The organism is Streptomyces sp. NBC_01439, assembly GCF_036227605.1.
In the GTDB taxonomy this organism is placed as follows: Bacteria; Actinomycetota; Actinomycetes; order Streptomycetales; family Streptomycetaceae; genus Streptomyces.
The window spans coordinates 4,242,488-4,258,657 of sequence record NZ_CP109487.1; the positions used below are offsets into that span (position 1 = coordinate 4,242,488).

The following is a 16,170-nucleotide window of genomic DNA, read 5'->3' on the forward strand; positions in this document are numbered from 1 at the left end:
CCGTACGGCGATACCGTCGTGAAGTTGGCTGGAAGTCGTACGGGAGGCCCCGTGAAGGCAGAGAACGAGCAGCGCACGGGTTTGCTCTACGGATTCGGCGCATACGGATTGTGGGGGCTCGTTCCCCTCTTCTGGCCGCTCCTCATGCCCTCCGGGGCGATCGAGATCCTCGCCCACCGCATGGTGTGGTCCCTGGCCGCGGTCGGTCTGGCGCTGCTCGCGCTGCGCCGCTGGGGCTGGATACGGGAGCTGCTCCGCCAGCCCCGCAAGCTCGGCCTGACCGCGCTGGCCGCCACGGTGATCAGCGTGAACTGGGGCCTCTACATCTGGGCCGTCAACAGCGGGAACGTCGTCGAGGCCAGCCTCGGCTACTTCATCAATCCCCTGGTCAGCATCGCCATCGGCGTGCTGGTGCTCGGTGAACGGCTGCGCCGGGCGCAGTGGGTGGCGGTCGGCCTCAGCTTCGCCGCCGTGCTGGTGCTCGCCGTCGGCTACGGACGGCCGCCGTGGATCTCGCTGATCCTCGCCTTCTCCTTCGCCACCTACGGGCTGATCAAGAAGAAGCTCAACATGGGCGGCCTGGAGTCGCTGACCGCCGAGACGGCCGTGCTGTTCCTGCCCGCCCTCGGATACGTCCTGTGGCTCGGTGCGCAGGGCCAGTCCACCTTCACCTCGCACGGTGTCGGCCACTCGCTCCTGCTGGCCTCGACCGGGCTGGTCACCGCGGTCCCGCTGGTGTTCTTCGGAATGGCGGCGGTCCGGGTCCCGCTCTCCACCCTCGGGCTGCTCCAGTACCTGGCCCCGCTCTTCCAGTTCGGGCTCGGCGTCCTGTACTTCCACGAGGCCATGCCGCCCGAGCGCTGGGCGGGCTTCTCCCTGGTGTGGGCCGCGCTCGCGATTCTCACCTGGGACGCTCTGCGTACGGCGCGGCAGTCCCGGGTCAGGCTGGCCGCGGCGGCGACCGTCCTGGCGACGCCGGCCCGCGAGCCCGCGTAGCGCCCGCCCGCGAGCCCGCCCGACACCGCCGTCGGGGCTCGCATCACCGCACCCCGCGGGGCGCGCCGGTCAACCCTCCACACCCTCGATCCCCGGTACGGGCCACCCGTACCGGGGATCGTCCGCTTTCCGAACCGCCCTGACCGAATTGTGGTCTTGACGGACAGTCATACTCTCGCTGAACATCAGGCTCGCACTGACGCACTAACGCTCACCCGCTCTATCCCCACTCGTTCCGTCATGTCCCCGCGGAATCCCGGAGCCCCCACATGAGCCTGTCCGTCTCCCGGCGCCTTGCTGCCGTGACCGCGTTCGCGGTCGCCGGCCTGTTCGCCTCCGCCGCCCCCGCCGCACTCGCCGCACCCTCGGCGGTCGCCGCGGCGCCGACACCGCCCGACATACCGCTGGCCAACGTCAAGGCCCACCTGTCACAGCTCTCGACCATCGCCGCCAACAACGGTGGCAACCGTGCCCACGGCAGGGCCGGGTACAAGGCCTCCATCGACTACGTGAAGGGCAAGCTCGACGCGGCCGGCTTCACGACCACCCTGCAGACCTTCACCTCCAGCGGCGCCACCGGCTACAACTTGATCGCCGACTGGCCGGGCGGCGACCCGAACTCGGTCCTGATGGCCGGGTCGCACCTGGACTCGGTGACCTCGGGCGCCGGCATCAACGACAACGGCTCCGGCAGCGCTGCCGTCCTGGAAACGGCCCTCGCCGTCTCCCGGGCCGGTCTGCAGCCCACCAAGCACCTGCGTTTCGGCTGGTGGGGCGCGGAGGAGCTGGGCCTGATCGGCTCGAAGTACTACGTCAACAACCTGCCGGCGGCCGAGAAGGCAAAGATCTCCGGCTATCTGAACTTCGACATGATCGGCTCGCCGAACCCGGGCTACTTCGTCTACGACGACGACCCGACGATCGAGCAGACCTTCAAGAACTACTACGCCGGCCTCGGCATCCCGACCGAGATCGAGACCGAGGGCGACGGCCGCTCCGACCACGCCCCCTTCAAGAGCGCGGGCATCCCCGTCGGTGGCCTGTTCTCCGGCGCCGACTACACCAAGACGGCGGCGCAGGCCCAGAAGTGGGGCGGCACCTCCGGTCAGGCCTTCGACCGCTGCTACCACTCCTCCTGCGACAGTCTGACGAACATCAACGACACCGCCCTGGACCGCAATTCCGACGCCGTCGCCTACGCGATCTGGACGCTCGGGGCGGCCACTCCGGTCCCGCCGGGCCCGTCCTTCGAGAACACCGCGGACGTGAACATCCCGGATTCCCCCGCGGCAGCGGTGTCCTCGCCGATCACGGTCTCCGGCGTCACGGGCAACGCGCCCGCGACCACCAAGGTCGACGTGAACATCGTCCACACCTACCGCGGTGACCTCGTGGTCGACCTGATCGCCCCCGACGGCACCGTCTACAACCTGCACAACCGCACGGGCGGCAGCGCCGACAACCTCGTCCAGACGTACACCGTCAACGCCTCCAGCGAGGTCGCCAACGGTGTCTGGAACCTCCGGGTCAAGGACACGGCGGCGCAGGACGTCGGCTACATCAACAGCTGGAAGATCACCTTCTAGGCCTTCCGCCCGCCTCAGGCGTCCTCGGCGCGAGACGGCGAGGACGCCTGGAGCGGTCCCTGGATGCGGGCGCGCAGCTCCTCGGCCACGGCCGCGATGTCCACGCGGCCCAGCTTCGCCGCCTCCACCAGATCGCCGAGCTCCTCCGGCGAGGGCAGCTGCTCCGCCCCGGCCACCCGTAGGTACGAGCGGGTGGCGGCGGCCGCGTAGAACTCGTTCATCGGGGATTCCAGCGCCGGACACACCGCGAGGGTGTGCAAAAACGCGGCAGCCCGCCACGCGGTGTCCGGGGCGGGCTGTTCGGGCACCAGGACGAGGTCGTTCTGGTGCCGGGCGACCGCGGCGGCCACCCCGGAGGGATCCCACACGGCGGGATCGGACGGGAGATGGTGGGCCAGAGCCGTCCAGGCCCACTCCATGGTGATCTTCAATTGCCGAACCGTTGCTGGAAGTAACCCCAATGGTCGGCGAACTCCTCTATGCCGGAGAGGAAGTTCTTCCGGTCCTCGTCGAGTTCGCGTTCCGTGACCTCGGTGATCAGCGCGGTGACCGTCGTCCCCAGGGCCGCCGCACGTGCCTTCAGGCGCTCGTGGAACTCTTCGTCCAGGCGGATGGTGACGTGTCTCGACATGTCCAACACCGTACAGCGGGTGTGCTGTACGGGGAGCGGGAATGCCGCAAGGGTGGGCAGGGACACAGTCCCGGCCCACCCTCGCGGCTGCCCGTCCGACTACCGACTACTTGTTGGCGTCGGCCGCCTTGACCAGCGCGTCCTTGGTGACGGCGCCGACGTAGACCTTGCCGTCGTCCGTGATCAGGGCGTTGACCAGGCGGGTCGACAGGACACGGCCCTCACCGAACTTCCCGGTGGCCTTCTCCCCGAGGGAGTCGAGGAACTGCTTGGCCTCCTTCGGGGCGTTCTTGTCGTTCTCCAGGTCCTTCAGGCTCCGGTTCACGCCCGAGTCGATCCGGGCGATGGTCGACCAACCCTCGCCGAGCACCTTCACGTCGCCCTTGCCGCCCGCGCCGCCGGCCAGATCACCGAGGCCGGGGATGGACTCCAGCGCCTTGCGGTGCTCGTCCGCGCCGCCCTTGCCCGCCCCGTCCACGCCCTCGGTCACCTTGGCGCCCTTGGGGGCGGCGAAGGAGAAGGTGTCCGCGGCCGGCTTGGCGAAGTCGACCTTGGTGAAGCCGGCGTCCACGATCGGCTTGCCGCCCTGGGCGGACAGCAGCTGCACGCGCAGCGGCACGCCGTTCTTGGCGTCCACCGCGATCTGGACCGAGCCGACCGTGGAGCCGCTCTGCTTGGGCTTCAGCACCAGCTGGTAGGCGTCCCGGCCGGCCACCTGCGCGGTGTCGCCCACGCTGACGTCCGTGGTGGGGCCGGCGGACTTCAGGATCTCCTCGGCCAGCTTCTGCGGCGAGGCGGCCAGCCGATCGGCGGTCTTGTGCTCCTTGCCGCCGTCCTTGCCCTTGCCCTGGCCGGCCTCGGCGTTCTTCTCGTGGAAGACCTCGTTCGACTTGGAGTCGTAGCCCCACACGTCGTCACCGTTGTGGATGAGGCTGTACTCGTCCTTGCCGTCGAGGAAGGTCAGCCGCTGGCGGTCCGGGCCGTCGGCCGCGACGCGCAGGGTGTGGCTGCCGTTCGCCAGCTGGGCGACCTTGTCCTCCGGGTTGGCGGAGCCGCCCGCGATGCCGCCGCCGCCGAGCAGCCCGCTCGCGATCTTCGGCAGCCCCAGGTCGGTGGTGATCCGGGCGGTGCCGGACAGCTGCTGCACGTCCGAGGCCGCGACCTTCTCGATGAGCTGCTGCGCCGTCACCTTCGGCAGGTCGGGCCCGCCGGCGTTGGCGAAGGCCGGGACCATCGCAACGGTCGCCGCGGCCACGCCCGCCACCGCTACCGGTACGGCGTACCGGGCGGCCTTGCGGGAAGTCTTGGTGTTCGGTGCCATGTCAGTGCCCTGCCCTCTGTGTCGACTGCGGTGACCACCATGTCGCCGCGCTCACCCGATCTGGTGGGGTTTGATGACTCCATCTGACCAAATCTGCGGCCGTGGGGCGTCAGTCCCCGGACGCAACTCCGTGTACGCCCGTGGGATGACATGGAAAGGGCCCTCCTCCCCCGACCCGTAGGGGTCACCGGGGCGGAAGGGCCCGTTCCGCACTCGTGGCCGTTACCCGGCGCGGTGCACCACCGCGTCGCAGAGCTCTTCGAGCGCCGACTTGGCGAAGCACTCCGGCAGCGGCGCCAGCATGGCCCGCGCGTCCTCCGCGTACTGGATGGTGTCGCGGCGGGCCCGCTCCAGGGCGGGGTGCGCCCGCAGCCGGGTGAGCACCTCGGCGTGGCGGGCGTCGTCCGTCAGGTCGCCGTCCAGGAGTCGTACGAGCTCCAGGTCGGCCGGGTCGCCGCCCTGGGCCGCCATCTCGCGCAGCCGCAGCACGGGCAGCGTCGGAATGCCCTCGCGCAGGTCGGTGCCCGGGGTCTTGCCGGACTCGTGCGCGTCGGAGGCAATGTCGAGAACGTCGTCGGCGAGCTGGAAGGCGGTGCCGAGCCGCTCGCCGTACTGGGTCAGGATGTCGACGACCGACTCGTCGGCGCCGGACATGAGCGCGCCGAAGCGGCCGGAGACCGCGATCAGCGAGCCGGTCTTGCCGGCGATGACGTCGAGGTAGTGGGCGACGGGGTCGCGGCCGTCGCGCGGACCGGCCGTCTCCAGGATCTGGCCCGTCACCAGCCGTTCGAAGGCCTCTGCTTGGATGCGCACGGCTTCCGGCCCGAGGTCGGCCAGGATGTGCGAGGCGCGGGCGAACAGGAAGTCACCCGTGAGGACCGCCACCGAGTTGCCCCAGCGGGCGTTGGCGCTCTCCACCCCGCGGCGGACGTCCGCCTCGTCCATGACGTCGTCGTGGTAGAGCGTCGCGAGGTGCGTGAGCTCGACCACGACGGCGGACGGCACGATGCCGGGCGCGTAGGGATCACCGAAACGGGACGCGAGCATCACCAGCAGCGGCCGGAAGCGCTTGCCTCCGGCCCGGACCAGGTGTTGTGCGGCCTCGGTGATGAAGGGGACTTCGCTCTTGGTGGCTTCCAGCAGACCCGCCTCGACGGCGGCCAGTCCGGCCTGGACATCGGTCTCCAGAGCCTGGTCCCGCACGCTCAGTCCGAACGGCCCGACGACGGTCACGAGGGGTACTCCTGTCTGCTGACGATCACGCTGACGATCACATGGATTGTCGATGTGTCGCTGCCATCACTCAAGCCAGCGTATCGGGTCTGTTTTCGATCACCGAGAGCGCCTTCCCGGCCACCACCCGCGCACTGTCCAATGAGCACCGGTATGTTCGGAATGAGCCGAAACACCGGAGAAATAGTTTTGCCTAGAACTGCGACCGATGTGGACGGGCCCGCCGGTCCGGAGGCCGACCGGCCGCCACCTCCGTCTCGGCGGTCTACGGGACCATGCTCCACCTCGTCTGCGTCGCCGGCGGACGGCTCGCCGAGCCCCGGCCGAACGGGGCCGGCACGGCGTCCACGGCCAAGTGGCGGAGCCCTCCACCGCGGCCGGGTCCGAGGGTCAGAGGGGCCGGTGGACCGAGGTGAACCTCCGGGGCGAACGTCCGAGGCGATTGGCGGCTGAGACCAGATGATCATCCGTACCGACTTCCCGTACGGCACCACCCACGAGGATGTCCGGATCCCACTGCCCGACGGTGTCGAGCTGTACGCGCGGATCTGGCGCCCGGTGACGGACGAGCCGGTTCCGGCCCTGCTGGAGTACCTCCCGTACCGGCTCACCGACTGGACCGCTCCGCGCGACCGGCAGCGCCACCCCTGGTACGCGGGGCACGGCTACGCCTCCGTACGGGTGGACGTGCGCGGGCACGGCTGTAGCGGGGGCGTGCCGGGAGACGAGTACGACGCCCGTGAGCTGGCCGACGGTGTGGCGGTGGTGGAGTGGCTGGCGGCGCAGCCGTGGTGCACGGGGTCAGTGGGGATGTTCGGGATCTCGTGGGGCGGGTTCAACTCCCTCCAGATCGCGGCACTGGCCCCCGAGCCGCTGAAGGCGGTCGTCACCGTCTGCTCGACGGACGACCGGTACGACAACGACGTGCACTACATGGGCGGCTCGGTGCTCGCCGTGGACATGCACGCGTGGGCGGCGACCATGCTGGCCTTCGCCTCCCGGCCGCCGGACCCGCAGTTCGTCGGCGACGACTGGCGCCGGCAGTGGCTGGAGCGGTTGGAGGCGGTGGAACCGCTCGTCCACACCTGGCTCTCCCACCAGACGCGCGACGCCTACTGGCGCCACGGCAGCGTCTGCGAGGACTACCCGGCCATCGGAGCGGCCGTGCTCGCGGTCGGCGGCTGGCACGACCCGTACCGGGACACCGTGCTGAGGCTGGTCGAACACCTGCCGCCCGCCCGCGTGCGGGGCCTGATCGGCCCCTGGTCGCACCAGTACCCGGACCGCGGCCTGCCGCCGGGACCGGCCATCGGCTTCCTGCAGGAGACCCTGCGCTGGTGGGACCACTGGCTGAAGGGCGCGGACAACGGGGTGATGGAGGAACCGCTGCTGCGCAGCTGGATCAGCGACTCGCACCCGCCGGCGACGGTGTACAAGGAGCTCCCGGGCCGCTGGGTCGGCGAGAGGTCCTGGCCGTCGGCGTCCGTCATCCCCGTCCCGTACGTGTTCCAGGGCGCGCCGGTGGCGGTGGCCTCCCCGCAGCACACCGGGCTGGACGCGGGCCGGTTCTTCCCCTTCGGCAACGACGCCGACCTGCCGCCGGACCAGCGGGAGGAGGACGCGAAGTCGGCCTGCTTCGAGTTCCCGGTGGGGCGCGAGGAGCCGGTGGAGATCCTGGGGCGGCCGTCGGTCACCCTGCGGCTGCGGCTCGACGTGCCGTACGGGCAGGTGGTCGCCCGGCTCTGCGACGTGGCCCCGGACGGCTCCTCGACGCTGGTCACGCGGGGCGCGCTGAACCTCTCGGCCCGCCGGGGCCGCGACCGGGCGCTGCCCTGGCCGGTGGGCGCGTACGAGGACGTCGCCTTCGAGCTGAACGGCATCGGCCACGCCTTCGCGCCGGGGCACCGGATCCGGCTCGCCGTGTCCTCCGCGTACTGGCCGTGGATCTGGCCGCGGGCCGGGTCCGAGGTCGGCTGGACCCTGGACCCGGCGGGCAGCGCGCTGACCCTGCCGGTGCGGGCGGGCTCCGCGGCGGACGGCGGGATCGTCTTCGAGGCCCCGGAGCAGGCGGAGCCGCTGGGCGTGGTCTTCCCGGCGACGCTGGACGAACCGCGCCCGGAACGGCTGGTCGTACGGGACGTCGCGCGCGGGACGTGGCGGCTGGAGGTGGACCCGCGGTACGGGGGCACCCGGGTGTACCCGGACGGCCTGGAGTACGGCGAGGACGCGGAGGAGGTGTACGAGATCCAGGACGCGGACGCGCTGTCGGCGCGGGCGCGGTCGCGGTGGCGGATCCGGCTCCACCGGCCGGAACTGGGCTGGGACGCGAGGGTGGAGACCCGGTCGGAGATCTCCTGTGACGAGGGCGGCTTCGTGACGTCGAACGAGGTGGTGTGCCGGGAGGGGGACGAGGTGGTCTTCCACCGGACGTGGGAGCGCCGGCTACCGCGCACGGCGGGCTGAGCGGCTGGAGCCGCCCCGACGGGCGGCGCCCCCGGAAGCGGCGGTCAGCCGAAGAGCCGTTCCAGGACCACCGCGATGCCGTCGTCCTCGTTCGAGAGGGTGATCTCGTCGGCGACGGCCACGAGCTCGCGGTGCGCGTTCGCCATCGCCACCCCGTGGGCCGCCCACGCGAACATCGGGATGTCGTTCGGCATGTCCCCGAAGGCGATCGTCCGGGACGGGGAGACGCCAAGGACGTCCGCCGCCCGTGCGAGCCCGCTGGCCTTGTCGATGCCCGGCGGCTGGAGTTCCACCGTGTGCTCGCCCGCCATCGTGACGTTCACCAGGTGGCCGACCACCGACCGCGCCACCCGTGTCAGCTCGTCGTCGTCCAGCTCCGGGTGCTGGAGCAGCACCTTGTTGATCGGCGCCGACCACAGGTCGCAGCGCCGCGGGACGCGGACCGTCGGCAGGTGGGGGTGCCACATCCGGTAGCCCGGCCCTATCAGCATCTCCGCGTCCAGGCCCTCCTGGTTGACCGCCGCGTAGACCTCGCCGACCTCCGCCTCGATCTTGCCGAGGGCCACCTCGGCCAGCTCCCGGTCCATGGACACGGAGCGCAGCAGGCATCCGCGCGCCGCGTCGTACACCTGCGCGCCCTGCCCGCACACCGCGAGCCCCGTGTAGCCGAGCCGGTCCAGGACGTGTCGGACCTGGGGGACGGGGCGTCCGGTGACGATGATGTGTTGGGCGCCGGCCGCGCAAGCCGTCGCGAGCGCCTCGTACGAGCGGGCGGAGACGGTGTCCCCGGCTTGCAGCAGAGTCCCGTCCAGGTCTGTGGCGATCAAGGCATAGGGAAGGGCCGGAGGAAGGGCGGAAGTCACGGCGCCTAGGATACGGACCCCTTTGGACAAGTCCTACAAATAGAGCAGGAATCCGGCCTCCCCCACGTCCCATCCGTCACTTTGATGCGCTCCCGAGTCGAGCGGGGCAGGGGCAGGGCAGGGAAGTACACAACCCCGACCGTAGGGCTCTCGATCGGCCTCACGCACCAAAAGATCAGATATGACCGGAACTGTGGATACCTGACCACAGGCGTCGTCCAGAGGTGTGTTTCATCTCCGCCCGGGCACCCGCGCTTTCCTGCGGGATCCTGAGTAGCGTGTCCCGCACCGTGTCTACCGGGACACCCCCGGACCGCGTCGAAAGCGAGGCAGTACCCCATGCCCCAGCAGAGCCCCCTCGATGTCCCCGAGGGCGACCCGTTCGGGCCGCACAACCTCCCCTACGGCGTCTTCTCGACCGCCGCGGACGACCGGCGACGGGTCGGCGTGCGCATCGGCGGATTCGTCCTCGACGCGGGGGCGGCCGCGACCTCGCTCGGCTCCCCGTTCGCCGACCTGCTCGGACGGACCTCCCTCAACCCGCTGCTCGCCGCCGGCCACACGGCGTGGCGCGACGTGCGCCGCGCGCTGACCGCCTGGGTGACCGACCCCGGCCACCGCCCCACCGTCGAGCCGCACCTGGTGCCGCTCGACGAGGTCACCCTGCACCTTCCGTACGAGGTCGCCGACTACGTCGACTTCTACGCGAGCGAGCACCACGCCACCAACGTCGGGAAGATGTTCCGCCCGGACGGCGACGCGCTGACGCCCAACTGGAAGCACCTGCCCATCGGCTACCACGGCCGCTCCGGCACGATCGTGGTCTCCGGCACCGACGTCGTGCGCCCGAGCGGCCAGCGCAAGGCGCCCACCGACCCGGCGCCCGTCTTCGGCCCGTCCGTCAAGCTCGACATCGAGGCCGAGGTCGGCTTCGTCGTCGGTACCCCGTCCGAGATGGGCCGCCCGGTGGCGCTGGGCGACTTCGAGGAGCACGTCTTCGGGCTGTTCCTGCTCAACGACTGGTCGGCGCGCGACATCCAGGCCTGGGAGTACGTGCCGCTCGGCCCGTTCCTCGGCAAGTCCTTCGCCACGTCCGTCTCCGCCTGGGTCACCCCGCTGGAGGCCCTCGACACGGCACGCGTCGCCCCGCCCGCCCGGGACTTCCCGCTCCAGCCCTACCTGGACGACGCCGACCTCGACCGCCCCGGCGGCTTCGACCTGCGCATCACCGTCTCCATCAACGGGCAGGAAGTGGCGCAGCCGCCCTTCGCCACCATGTACTGGACGGCCGCCCAGCAGCTCGCCCACATGACCGTCAACGGCGCCTCCCTGCGCACCGGCGACGTCTTCGGCTCCGGCACCGTCAGCGGCCCCGAGGTCGGCCAGCGCGGCTCGCTGCTGGAGCTCACCTGGAACGGCCGCGACGCCATCGAGCTCACCGACGGCAAGCGCACCTTCCTGGAGGACGGGGACACCGTCACCCTCACCGCCTGGGCCCCCGGCCCGGACGGCACGCGCGTCGGCCTCGGCGAGGTCACCGGCCGCATCGTGGGCGCCCGCTAGTCGGGCGCCCACGGCGCACACGGCCGGCGGGGTGGCGGATCTTCTCGCCGCCCCGCCGAGCCTGCTGGCCCTCACGCGGTGTCAGGCAGCGTTGCCGGCCCCCCGTTTGGGGGTCCGCGGCGTGCAGGGCCCGCGGGGCACCGGGATGGTGGACGAAAGCCCGTCGACGGCAGGAGTCCCCATGTCCCCCCGTGTCCGTGTACGCAAGACCGCCCTCGTGATCACCGCCGCCGTGTCGCTGGGTCTGACCGCCGTGGTCCCGGCGCACGGAGTGGAGGGACCCGCACCCGATCCGCGGAACGAGCAGGCCGTGCGGGACATGGCGACGGCGATCGCGGCGACGGCCAAGTACGCGGACGAGCGGGAAGCCCTCAAGGACGGGTACGTCCCCCACGGCCAGGAGTGCATGACCAACCCGTTCGGGGTGGGTGCCATGAACTACCACTACGTCAAGCAGGCCAACTGGGGTTCGAAGGACCCGGCCAGGCCGACCGCGCTCCTCTACAGCAGGGACAAGGACCGCAACGGCCGTCGCCGGCTGGAGACCGTGGAGTGGATGTCCACCGACCGGGACCAGGACCTGAAGACCGCCGACGACCGGCCGAGCATGTTCGGGCTGCCCTTCGACGGCCCGATGCCGGGCCACTGGAAGGGCATGCCCAAGCACTACGACCTCCACATGTGGGCGTACAAGAAGAACCCGGCGGGCCGCTTCCACAACTGGAACCCGGCGCTGACCTGCCCGTTCAAGGCCCCCGTCCCGGGCAAGCCGGCCGACGCCCACGCGCACGGCCACTAGTAGGGCTTGGTCAGGTTGGGGTTGGTGTGGGTATGCCGCGGTGGCAGGTGGGGCATGCGCCGGTCCATGTCGCGAGGAGGGTTTGTAGCTCGCGGACGACTTGGTAGAGGCTCAGGCCGGCGCCATGTCTTTTGGGGCTCTGGCCAGTCGTTGCAGGGTGCAGAAGGCGTGGGCGACGGATACGAGGGTGACGTGGTGGTGCCATCCGTTCCAGGTGCGTCCCTCGAAGTGGGCAAGTCCCAGGGCCTGTTTCATCTCGCGGTAGTCGTGCTCGATGCGCCAGCGGAGCTTGGCCAGGCGGACCAGGGTGGTCAGCGGGGTGTCGGCGGGCAGGTCGGAGAGCCAGAACTGAACGGGTTCGCCCTGGTCGGCCGGCCACTCGGCCAGCAGCCAGCATGCGGGCAGTTCCGGGCCCTCGACCGTGTGGCGGACCTCGCGACCGGCAGGCCGGATCCGCAAGGCCACGAACCGCGAGTACATCCGCTTGAAGCCGCTGCGGCCGGTGCCGGGCCGGGAGCCCTCACGCCATTGCACTGGCTTCGCCGTCTTCCGGCCGGCCGCGATGACCAGCTGTTTCACCGACTGCGGCTTGTCCGGGTACTTCGCCACGGGTGGCCGTCCGTTCCCGGAGTAGGGCTCGGTCACCGGCACGGCTTCGCCGGGCTGGGCCGAGAGGGTGGTGGAGATCCCCACCATGTAGTTGAGGCCGCGGGCCTGCAGGCCGTGCCGGAATGCCGCCGCGTCTCCGTATCCGGCGTCCGCGACGGCCAGCGGCACCTCGATGCCCCACGAGCGGGTCTCATCCAGCATGTCCAGGGCCAGCTGCCATTTCTCCACATGCCCGGTGTCGTCGGGAATGCCGCAGGCGGTGCGGCGGGCGACCTTGGCCGGGTCCGCCTTCGGCGAGGCGGGGTCCCAGGCCTCGGGCTGGAACAGCCGCCAGTTGACCGCCACCGAGGCGTGGTCCGAGGCCAGGTGCAGGGAGACGCCCACCTGGCAGTTGGTGACCTTGCCCGCAGTGCCGGTGTACTGCCGCGAGACACACGCCGAGGCATTGCCGTCCTTGAGGAAGCCGGTGTCATCGAAGATCAGCACGGTGGGCCGGATCGCCTTCTCCATGCTCCAGGCCAGCCGGGCCCGCACATGCGCGGGGTCCCACGGGCTGGTGGTGATGAAGTGGGCCAGGGCCTGACGGTTCCCGTCCTCGCCCAGCCGGGCGGCCATCGGCTCGACCGACTTGCGCTGCCCGTCCGTGAGCAGGCCCCGCAGGTAAACCCGCCCCCACCGACGCTGATCCTTACGCGCGAACGGCTCGAAAACCTCCGCCGCGAAGTCCTCCAACTCGCCACGTACAGCTGCAATTTCCTCCGGCGTCACACGTCTTGAACGACTCACCGAGCCCTTAGGACACGCAACACCAGCCCCAACCTGACCAAGCCCTACTAGTCCGGGCCCGTCGATGCTGTCAAGCGCCGTAGGCATATGACTCGCCTGTAAGGACGGCTTCTCCGGGAATCCCGGGCGATACGCTGATCGCACTCGCGAGACTCTGCCCCATGGGAGCACTGATGAGCGTCGAACCCGCAGCGCCGCAGCCTGAGCGGGAGCCGGGACCCCGCTGGCCCGTCCCGCCCGTGGGCGGCTGGACCGCGGACGACCTGGACACGCTGCCGAATCTGCCTCCGCACACGGAGCTGATCGACGGGAGCCTGATCTTCGTGAGTCCGCAGAGCATCTTCCACGAGCGAGCCGTCGACTTGTTCAAGTGGCAGCTGCGGTCGGTGGCCCCGCCGACTTCGAGATCTTTCGCGCGTTCACGATCGACATCGACAAACGCAATCGGCCCGAGCCGGACGTGGTGGTCGTACGCACAGATGTCGTAGACGATCTGGAACAAACCCGGTTCCCCGCCGAGGCAGTGGTGCTGGCCATCGAGGTGGTCTCCCCCGACTCCGTCGGACGTGACCGCGAAACCAAGCCGTTGAAGTACGCCAGGGCCGGGATCGTCCACTTCTGGCGGGTCGAGAACAAGGAGCCTCCGCCAACCTGAAGCCGCAGGTCAAAGGGCTGGTGTGACCGGCTCTCGGGATGCTCACGCTGGTTGTGGGCCACCGCCTGCGAAGTAGATCGTCCCCCCCTGATTTTCATCATCTGCGGGCTATTAGGGTTGTCCTATGGGCCTTGAGCTGCGGCAACGGTGGGACAGATAGCCGTTGCGGGCGAGGTGGGGGGCCTTCGGGACACGATCGCGAAGGCAGATGAAAGGGTTCTGGTGCTGGAGAAGTCCTCTCCGCTGTGGTGGCTGTTCGCCGCGGTCAGTGTGGTTCTGTATCTCGCCGTGTTGTTCCCTGGGATGGTCAACCGGCGGCAGATGATCTGGGTGTCGTGCGGTCCGGTGGCAGGGTTCCTGGCGACTGTGGCCTTCAGCGCCAACTACGACTGGTCTCTGAAGGAGCTGCTTCCCGTCTACTGCGGGGGGATCCTGGGCATCGCCCTGGGTGTCGTGGGCCACTGGAAGGCGATGCGTGCCTTCATGACGTGGCGTGCGGAGAACCCCGGCAAGCCTGACGACGAGGGACCAGGTGTTCCCTGGACGCTCCAGATAGCTTTCACGCTGCCGATTTTCCTCGGTGGCGCGTTTTGGTACATGAACGCCTACTGACCTCAGCGGTTGACTTCGAGGTTCGTCAAGACGAGCAGAGCTCGCAGGAGCTGGGTGGCGCGGGCGGGATCGGTTCGGAGCTTGGTGAGGATCCGCCAGTTCTTTAGGTGAGCGAAGCCGTGCTCGACCGGTGCACGTCCGACGGCGAGGACGCGGTTGGCTCCCTTCTGGCCCGGGGTGAGCTTGTGAGTGCGGCTGGCGGCGTAACCAGTGACGATCACGGGGTCGAGGATGTCGTTGTCCAGGCCGCGGAAGCCGAGGTCGGCCAGCGCCCCGAGGCCGGCGGCGCGCAGGTGGGCCAGGATGTGGTCGTGGCGGGCGGCGGTGTTGTCGTGGGTGCGGCCGGGCCGGGCGGCGGATATCCAGATCAGGCGCCCGTTCTCGTCGGTCAGGGCGAGAAAGTGCAGGCCATGGCTGCGGTGCTTGCCGGAATAGTTCCGCCGGTCAGCTCTTCCGGTACGGCGCCTGGTGCGGATGAGGGTGCCGTCGATCAGGACCAGTTCCCCGCCCTGCTTGGCGACCTTCTTCAGGGCGCGGTCCAGGCGCGGGGCTTGGGCGGCGAGCAGTCCGATCAGCTCGTCGCGCCAGCGGCGGACGGTGGACTCGGACACGTCGTTGCCGCCGGCCATGTCGGCCAGGCGCTGGTCGTGACGCAGTACGGCCAGCACGATCACCGCGATCTTCCCAGGCGGCAGGATCCGCCACCTGGAGCGAATCGCCTTCAGATGACGCCGCAGCAGATCGGCGAGGTGGCTGACGGTGCGCGTGGACAGCGGCAGACGGCACTGATAGACAAGCGGGCAGGTGTCCTCGGCATGCTCCTTGGTATTCTTCACACAATTCCAACGGGCGCCGGGGGCACCCTGGTTACGCCCATTATTGATGAGGTGCCTTCGAGCTGGCTTTTGTCAGTTCTGCTGGGGCCGACCTCGAACCGTGCAAAGTAGTCCCGGGGCATGCGAGTGTGCAGTTCCGGCGGGACTGAGCAGGAAGAACGGGACACAAACCGCCCATGTGAGCGACTGACCCACGGGTCGCAACCCCGATACTCCGTTGCTTGATCAAAAACCAGTTCGACAGCATGGCGCCATGCAACGACATGAGCACGCCGGACCCGCAGCACTGCGCGCCATGCAGAGCCTGGCCACCCGAACTTTTCCGGCAACCGGCTACCACCACATCGGCGACCTCGCCTGGAACTGGTGCCTGGCCCTCGACCGCGCCGACCAGTACCCGACAGCCGTCTGGACCCAGGGCGACCAGACGCTGGCCTGGGGCTGGTTAGAACTGCCCGACACCTTGATGCTCCAGGTCGACCCGGAGCACCCGGAACTGGCTCACGAGGTTCTCACCTGGGCCGAACACACGGCATCAGGCCCGCTGAGCATCGACGTCACCGAGACCGAACCGCACCTGATCAAGGCGCTGGAGCAGCGCGGATACACACGGACCGACGGCGGCCCGTTCATGGCGTGCCTTGGCCGCCCCCTCGCCGACCTGCCGGACATCCCGCACCTGCCGGACGGCTACTCGATCCGCCCCCAGCGCGACCATGCCGATGTGGCAGGCCGGGCGGCAGCACACCGCGGCGCCTTCGGATCGACGCGAATCACCACCGAACGACACGCCCGCATGAGGGACACCTGGCCCTACCGGCCCGAGCACGATCTCATCGTGACCTCGCCCACCGGGGAAGTCGTCGCCTACTGCCAAGGCTGGTACGACCCGACCAACGGAATCGGTGAGTTCGAACCCGTCGGCACCCACCCCGATCACCGCCGCCTCGGTCTCGCCCGAGCCGCCTGCATCGCGGTGCTGCACGCCTTCGCCGACGCCGGCGGCCACCGTGCCATCGTCTACTCGCGCGGCGACGCCGCATACCCCATCCCCAAGCGGCTGTACGAGTCCATGGGCTTCACCGCGTACACCCGCACTCACACCTATGTCGGCACACCGACCGACTGAGGACGCTGACCGGATCCCATTAATCAGAACGACCGGGACCCGATCACTTCGCCGATCAGATAGCGGGGGAACCGCTCACTCCCACCAG

The 16,170-nt window shown here is 69.9% G+C and carries 14 protein-coding genes and 1 pseudogene; 8 read left to right on the plus strand and 7 right to left on the minus strand.

Annotated elements, in window-relative coordinates:
• Window positions 1-51 precede the first annotated feature (51 nt).
• The gene (rarD, locus tag OG207_RS18790; RefSeq protein ID WP_329099643.1) at window positions 52-996 is read left to right on the plus strand and encodes an EamA family transporter RarD; all 945 of its coding nucleotides are present in this window, start codon (window positions 52-54) and stop codon (window positions 994-996) included.
• Window positions 997-1,265: 269 nt separating this feature from the next.
• Window positions 1,266-2,582 (plus strand): M28 family metallopeptidase, encoded by a 1,317-nt coding sequence (locus tag OG207_RS18795; RefSeq protein WP_329099644.1) that lies wholly within the window; start codon window positions 1,266-1,268, stop codon window positions 2,580-2,582.
• A 14-nt stretch (window positions 2,583-2,596) separates the two neighbouring features.
• Here OG207_RS18795 and OG207_RS18800 read toward each other — a convergent pair whose 3' ends face one another.
• The 4 genes from OG207_RS18800 to OG207_RS18815 form a co-directional block, all read right to left on the minus strand.
• The gene (locus OG207_RS18800) at window positions 2,597-3,013 is read right to left on the minus strand and encodes a hypothetical protein (protein WP_329099645.1); all 417 of its coding nucleotides are present in this window, start codon (window positions 3,011-3,013) and stop codon (window positions 2,597-2,599) included.
• The gene (locus OG207_RS18805) at window positions 3,010-3,213 is read right to left on the minus strand and encodes a ribbon-helix-helix domain-containing protein (RefSeq protein ID WP_223835884.1); all 204 of its coding nucleotides are present in this window, start codon (window positions 3,211-3,213) and stop codon (window positions 3,010-3,012) included. Before OG207_RS18805 ends, OG207_RS18800 begins: the two co-directional genes overlap by 4 nt.
• Before the next feature lie 106 nt (window positions 3,214-3,319).
• Entirely contained in the window at window positions 3,320-4,534 is a 1,215-nt protein-coding gene (locus tag OG207_RS18810) for a LolA family protein (protein ID WP_329099646.1), read from the minus strand.
• A 222-nt stretch (window positions 4,535-4,756) separates the two neighbouring features.
• The gene (locus tag OG207_RS18815; RefSeq protein ID WP_150258736.1) at window positions 4,757-5,767 is read right to left on the minus strand and encodes a polyprenyl synthetase family protein; all 1,011 of its coding nucleotides are present in this window, start codon (window positions 5,765-5,767) and stop codon (window positions 4,757-4,759) included.
• 459 nt (window positions 5,768-6,226) lie between these two features.
• Here OG207_RS18815 and OG207_RS18820 point away from each other — a divergent pair, with 459 nt between their 5' ends.
• The gene (locus OG207_RS18820; RefSeq protein ID WP_329099647.1) at window positions 6,227-8,230 is read left to right on the plus strand and encodes a CocE/NonD family hydrolase; all 2,004 of its coding nucleotides are present in this window, start codon (window positions 6,227-6,229) and stop codon (window positions 8,228-8,230) included.
• A gap of 44 nt (window positions 8,231-8,274) precedes the next feature.
• Here OG207_RS18820 and OG207_RS18825 read toward each other — a convergent pair whose 3' ends face one another.
• Window positions 8,275-9,093: an HAD family hydrolase gene (locus OG207_RS18825; protein WP_329099648.1), complete on the minus strand. Its 819-nt coding sequence runs from the start codon at window positions 9,091-9,093 to the stop codon at window positions 8,275-8,277.
• 339 nt (window positions 9,094-9,432) lie between these two features.
• On the opposite strand from OG207_RS18825, the gene fahA reads away from it, so the two are divergent.
• Both fahA and OG207_RS18835 read left to right on the plus strand, forming a co-directional pair.
• Window positions 9,433-10,656, plus strand: coding sequence for a fumarylacetoacetase (gene fahA / locus OG207_RS18830; RefSeq protein WP_329099649.1), 1,224 nt, complete (start codon window positions 9,433-9,435; stop codon window positions 10,654-10,656).
• A gap of 181 nt (window positions 10,657-10,837) precedes the next feature.
• Complete coding sequence (locus OG207_RS18835) at window positions 10,838-11,455, plus strand: hypothetical protein (RefSeq protein WP_329099650.1); 618 nt, start codon at window positions 10,838-10,840, stop codon at window positions 11,453-11,455.
• A gap of 111 nt (window positions 11,456-11,566) precedes the next feature.
• Here OG207_RS18835 and OG207_RS18840 read toward each other — a convergent pair whose 3' ends face one another.
• Window positions 11,567-12,832: an IS701 family transposase gene (locus OG207_RS18840; RefSeq protein WP_329095407.1), complete on the minus strand. Its 1,266-nt coding sequence runs from the start codon at window positions 12,830-12,832 to the stop codon at window positions 11,567-11,569.
• A gap of 191 nt (window positions 12,833-13,023) precedes the next feature.
• Here OG207_RS18840 and OG207_RS18845 point away from each other — a divergent pair.
• Both OG207_RS18845 and OG207_RS18850 read left to right on the plus strand, forming a co-directional pair.
• Window positions 13,024-13,490 (plus strand): annotated as a pseudogene (locus OG207_RS18845) (Uma2 family endonuclease); the annotation flags it as partial.
• 162 nt (window positions 13,491-13,652) lie between these two features.
• A complete protein-coding gene (locus tag OG207_RS18850) occupies window positions 13,653-14,117 on the plus strand; it encodes a hypothetical protein (protein WP_329099652.1) in 465 nt (154 codons plus the stop codon).
• Between the two features lie 2 nt (window positions 14,118-14,119).
• Here the strand turns inward: OG207_RS18850 and OG207_RS18855 are convergent, their stop codons facing one another.
• Window positions 14,120-14,953, minus strand: coding sequence for a transposase family protein (locus tag OG207_RS18855; protein WP_329099653.1), 834 nt, complete (start codon window positions 14,951-14,953; stop codon window positions 14,120-14,122).
• A gap of 253 nt (window positions 14,954-15,206) precedes the next feature.
• On the opposite strand from OG207_RS18855, the gene OG207_RS18860 reads away from it, so the two are divergent.
• On the plus strand, window positions 15,207-16,082 hold the full coding sequence (locus OG207_RS18860; protein ID WP_329099654.1) for a GNAT family N-acetyltransferase: 876 nt from the start codon (window positions 15,207-15,209) through the stop codon (window positions 16,080-16,082).
• Window positions 16,083-16,170 lie beyond the last annotated feature (88 nt).

Excerpts from the sequence above, each read along its gene's own strand:
- OG207_RS18795 (WP_329099644.1), top strand. The coding sequence starts at position 1,266 with ATGAGCCTGTCCGTCTCCCGGCGCCTTGCTGCCGTGACCGCGTTCGCG.
- OG207_RS18805 (WP_223835884.1), bottom strand. The coding sequence starts at position 3,213 with ATGTCGAGACACGTCACCATCCGCCTGGACGAAGAGTTCCACGAGCGC.
- OG207_RS18810 (WP_329099646.1), bottom strand. The coding sequence starts at position 4,534 with ATGGCACCGAACACCAAGACTTCCCGCAAGGCCGCCCGGTACGCCGTA.
- OG207_RS18820 (WP_329099647.1), top strand. The coding sequence starts at position 6,227 with ATGATCATCCGTACCGACTTCCCGTACGGCACCACCCACGAGGATGTC.
- fahA (WP_329099649.1), top strand. The coding sequence starts at position 9,433 with ATGCCCCAGCAGAGCCCCCTCGATGTCCCCGAGGGCGACCCGTTCGGG.
- OG207_RS18835 (WP_329099650.1), top strand. The coding sequence starts at position 10,838 with ATGTCCCCCCGTGTCCGTGTACGCAAGACCGCCCTCGTGATCACCGCC.
- OG207_RS18860 (WP_329099654.1), top strand. The coding sequence starts at position 15,207 with ATGCAACGACATGAGCACGCCGGACCCGCAGCACTGCGCGCCATGCAG.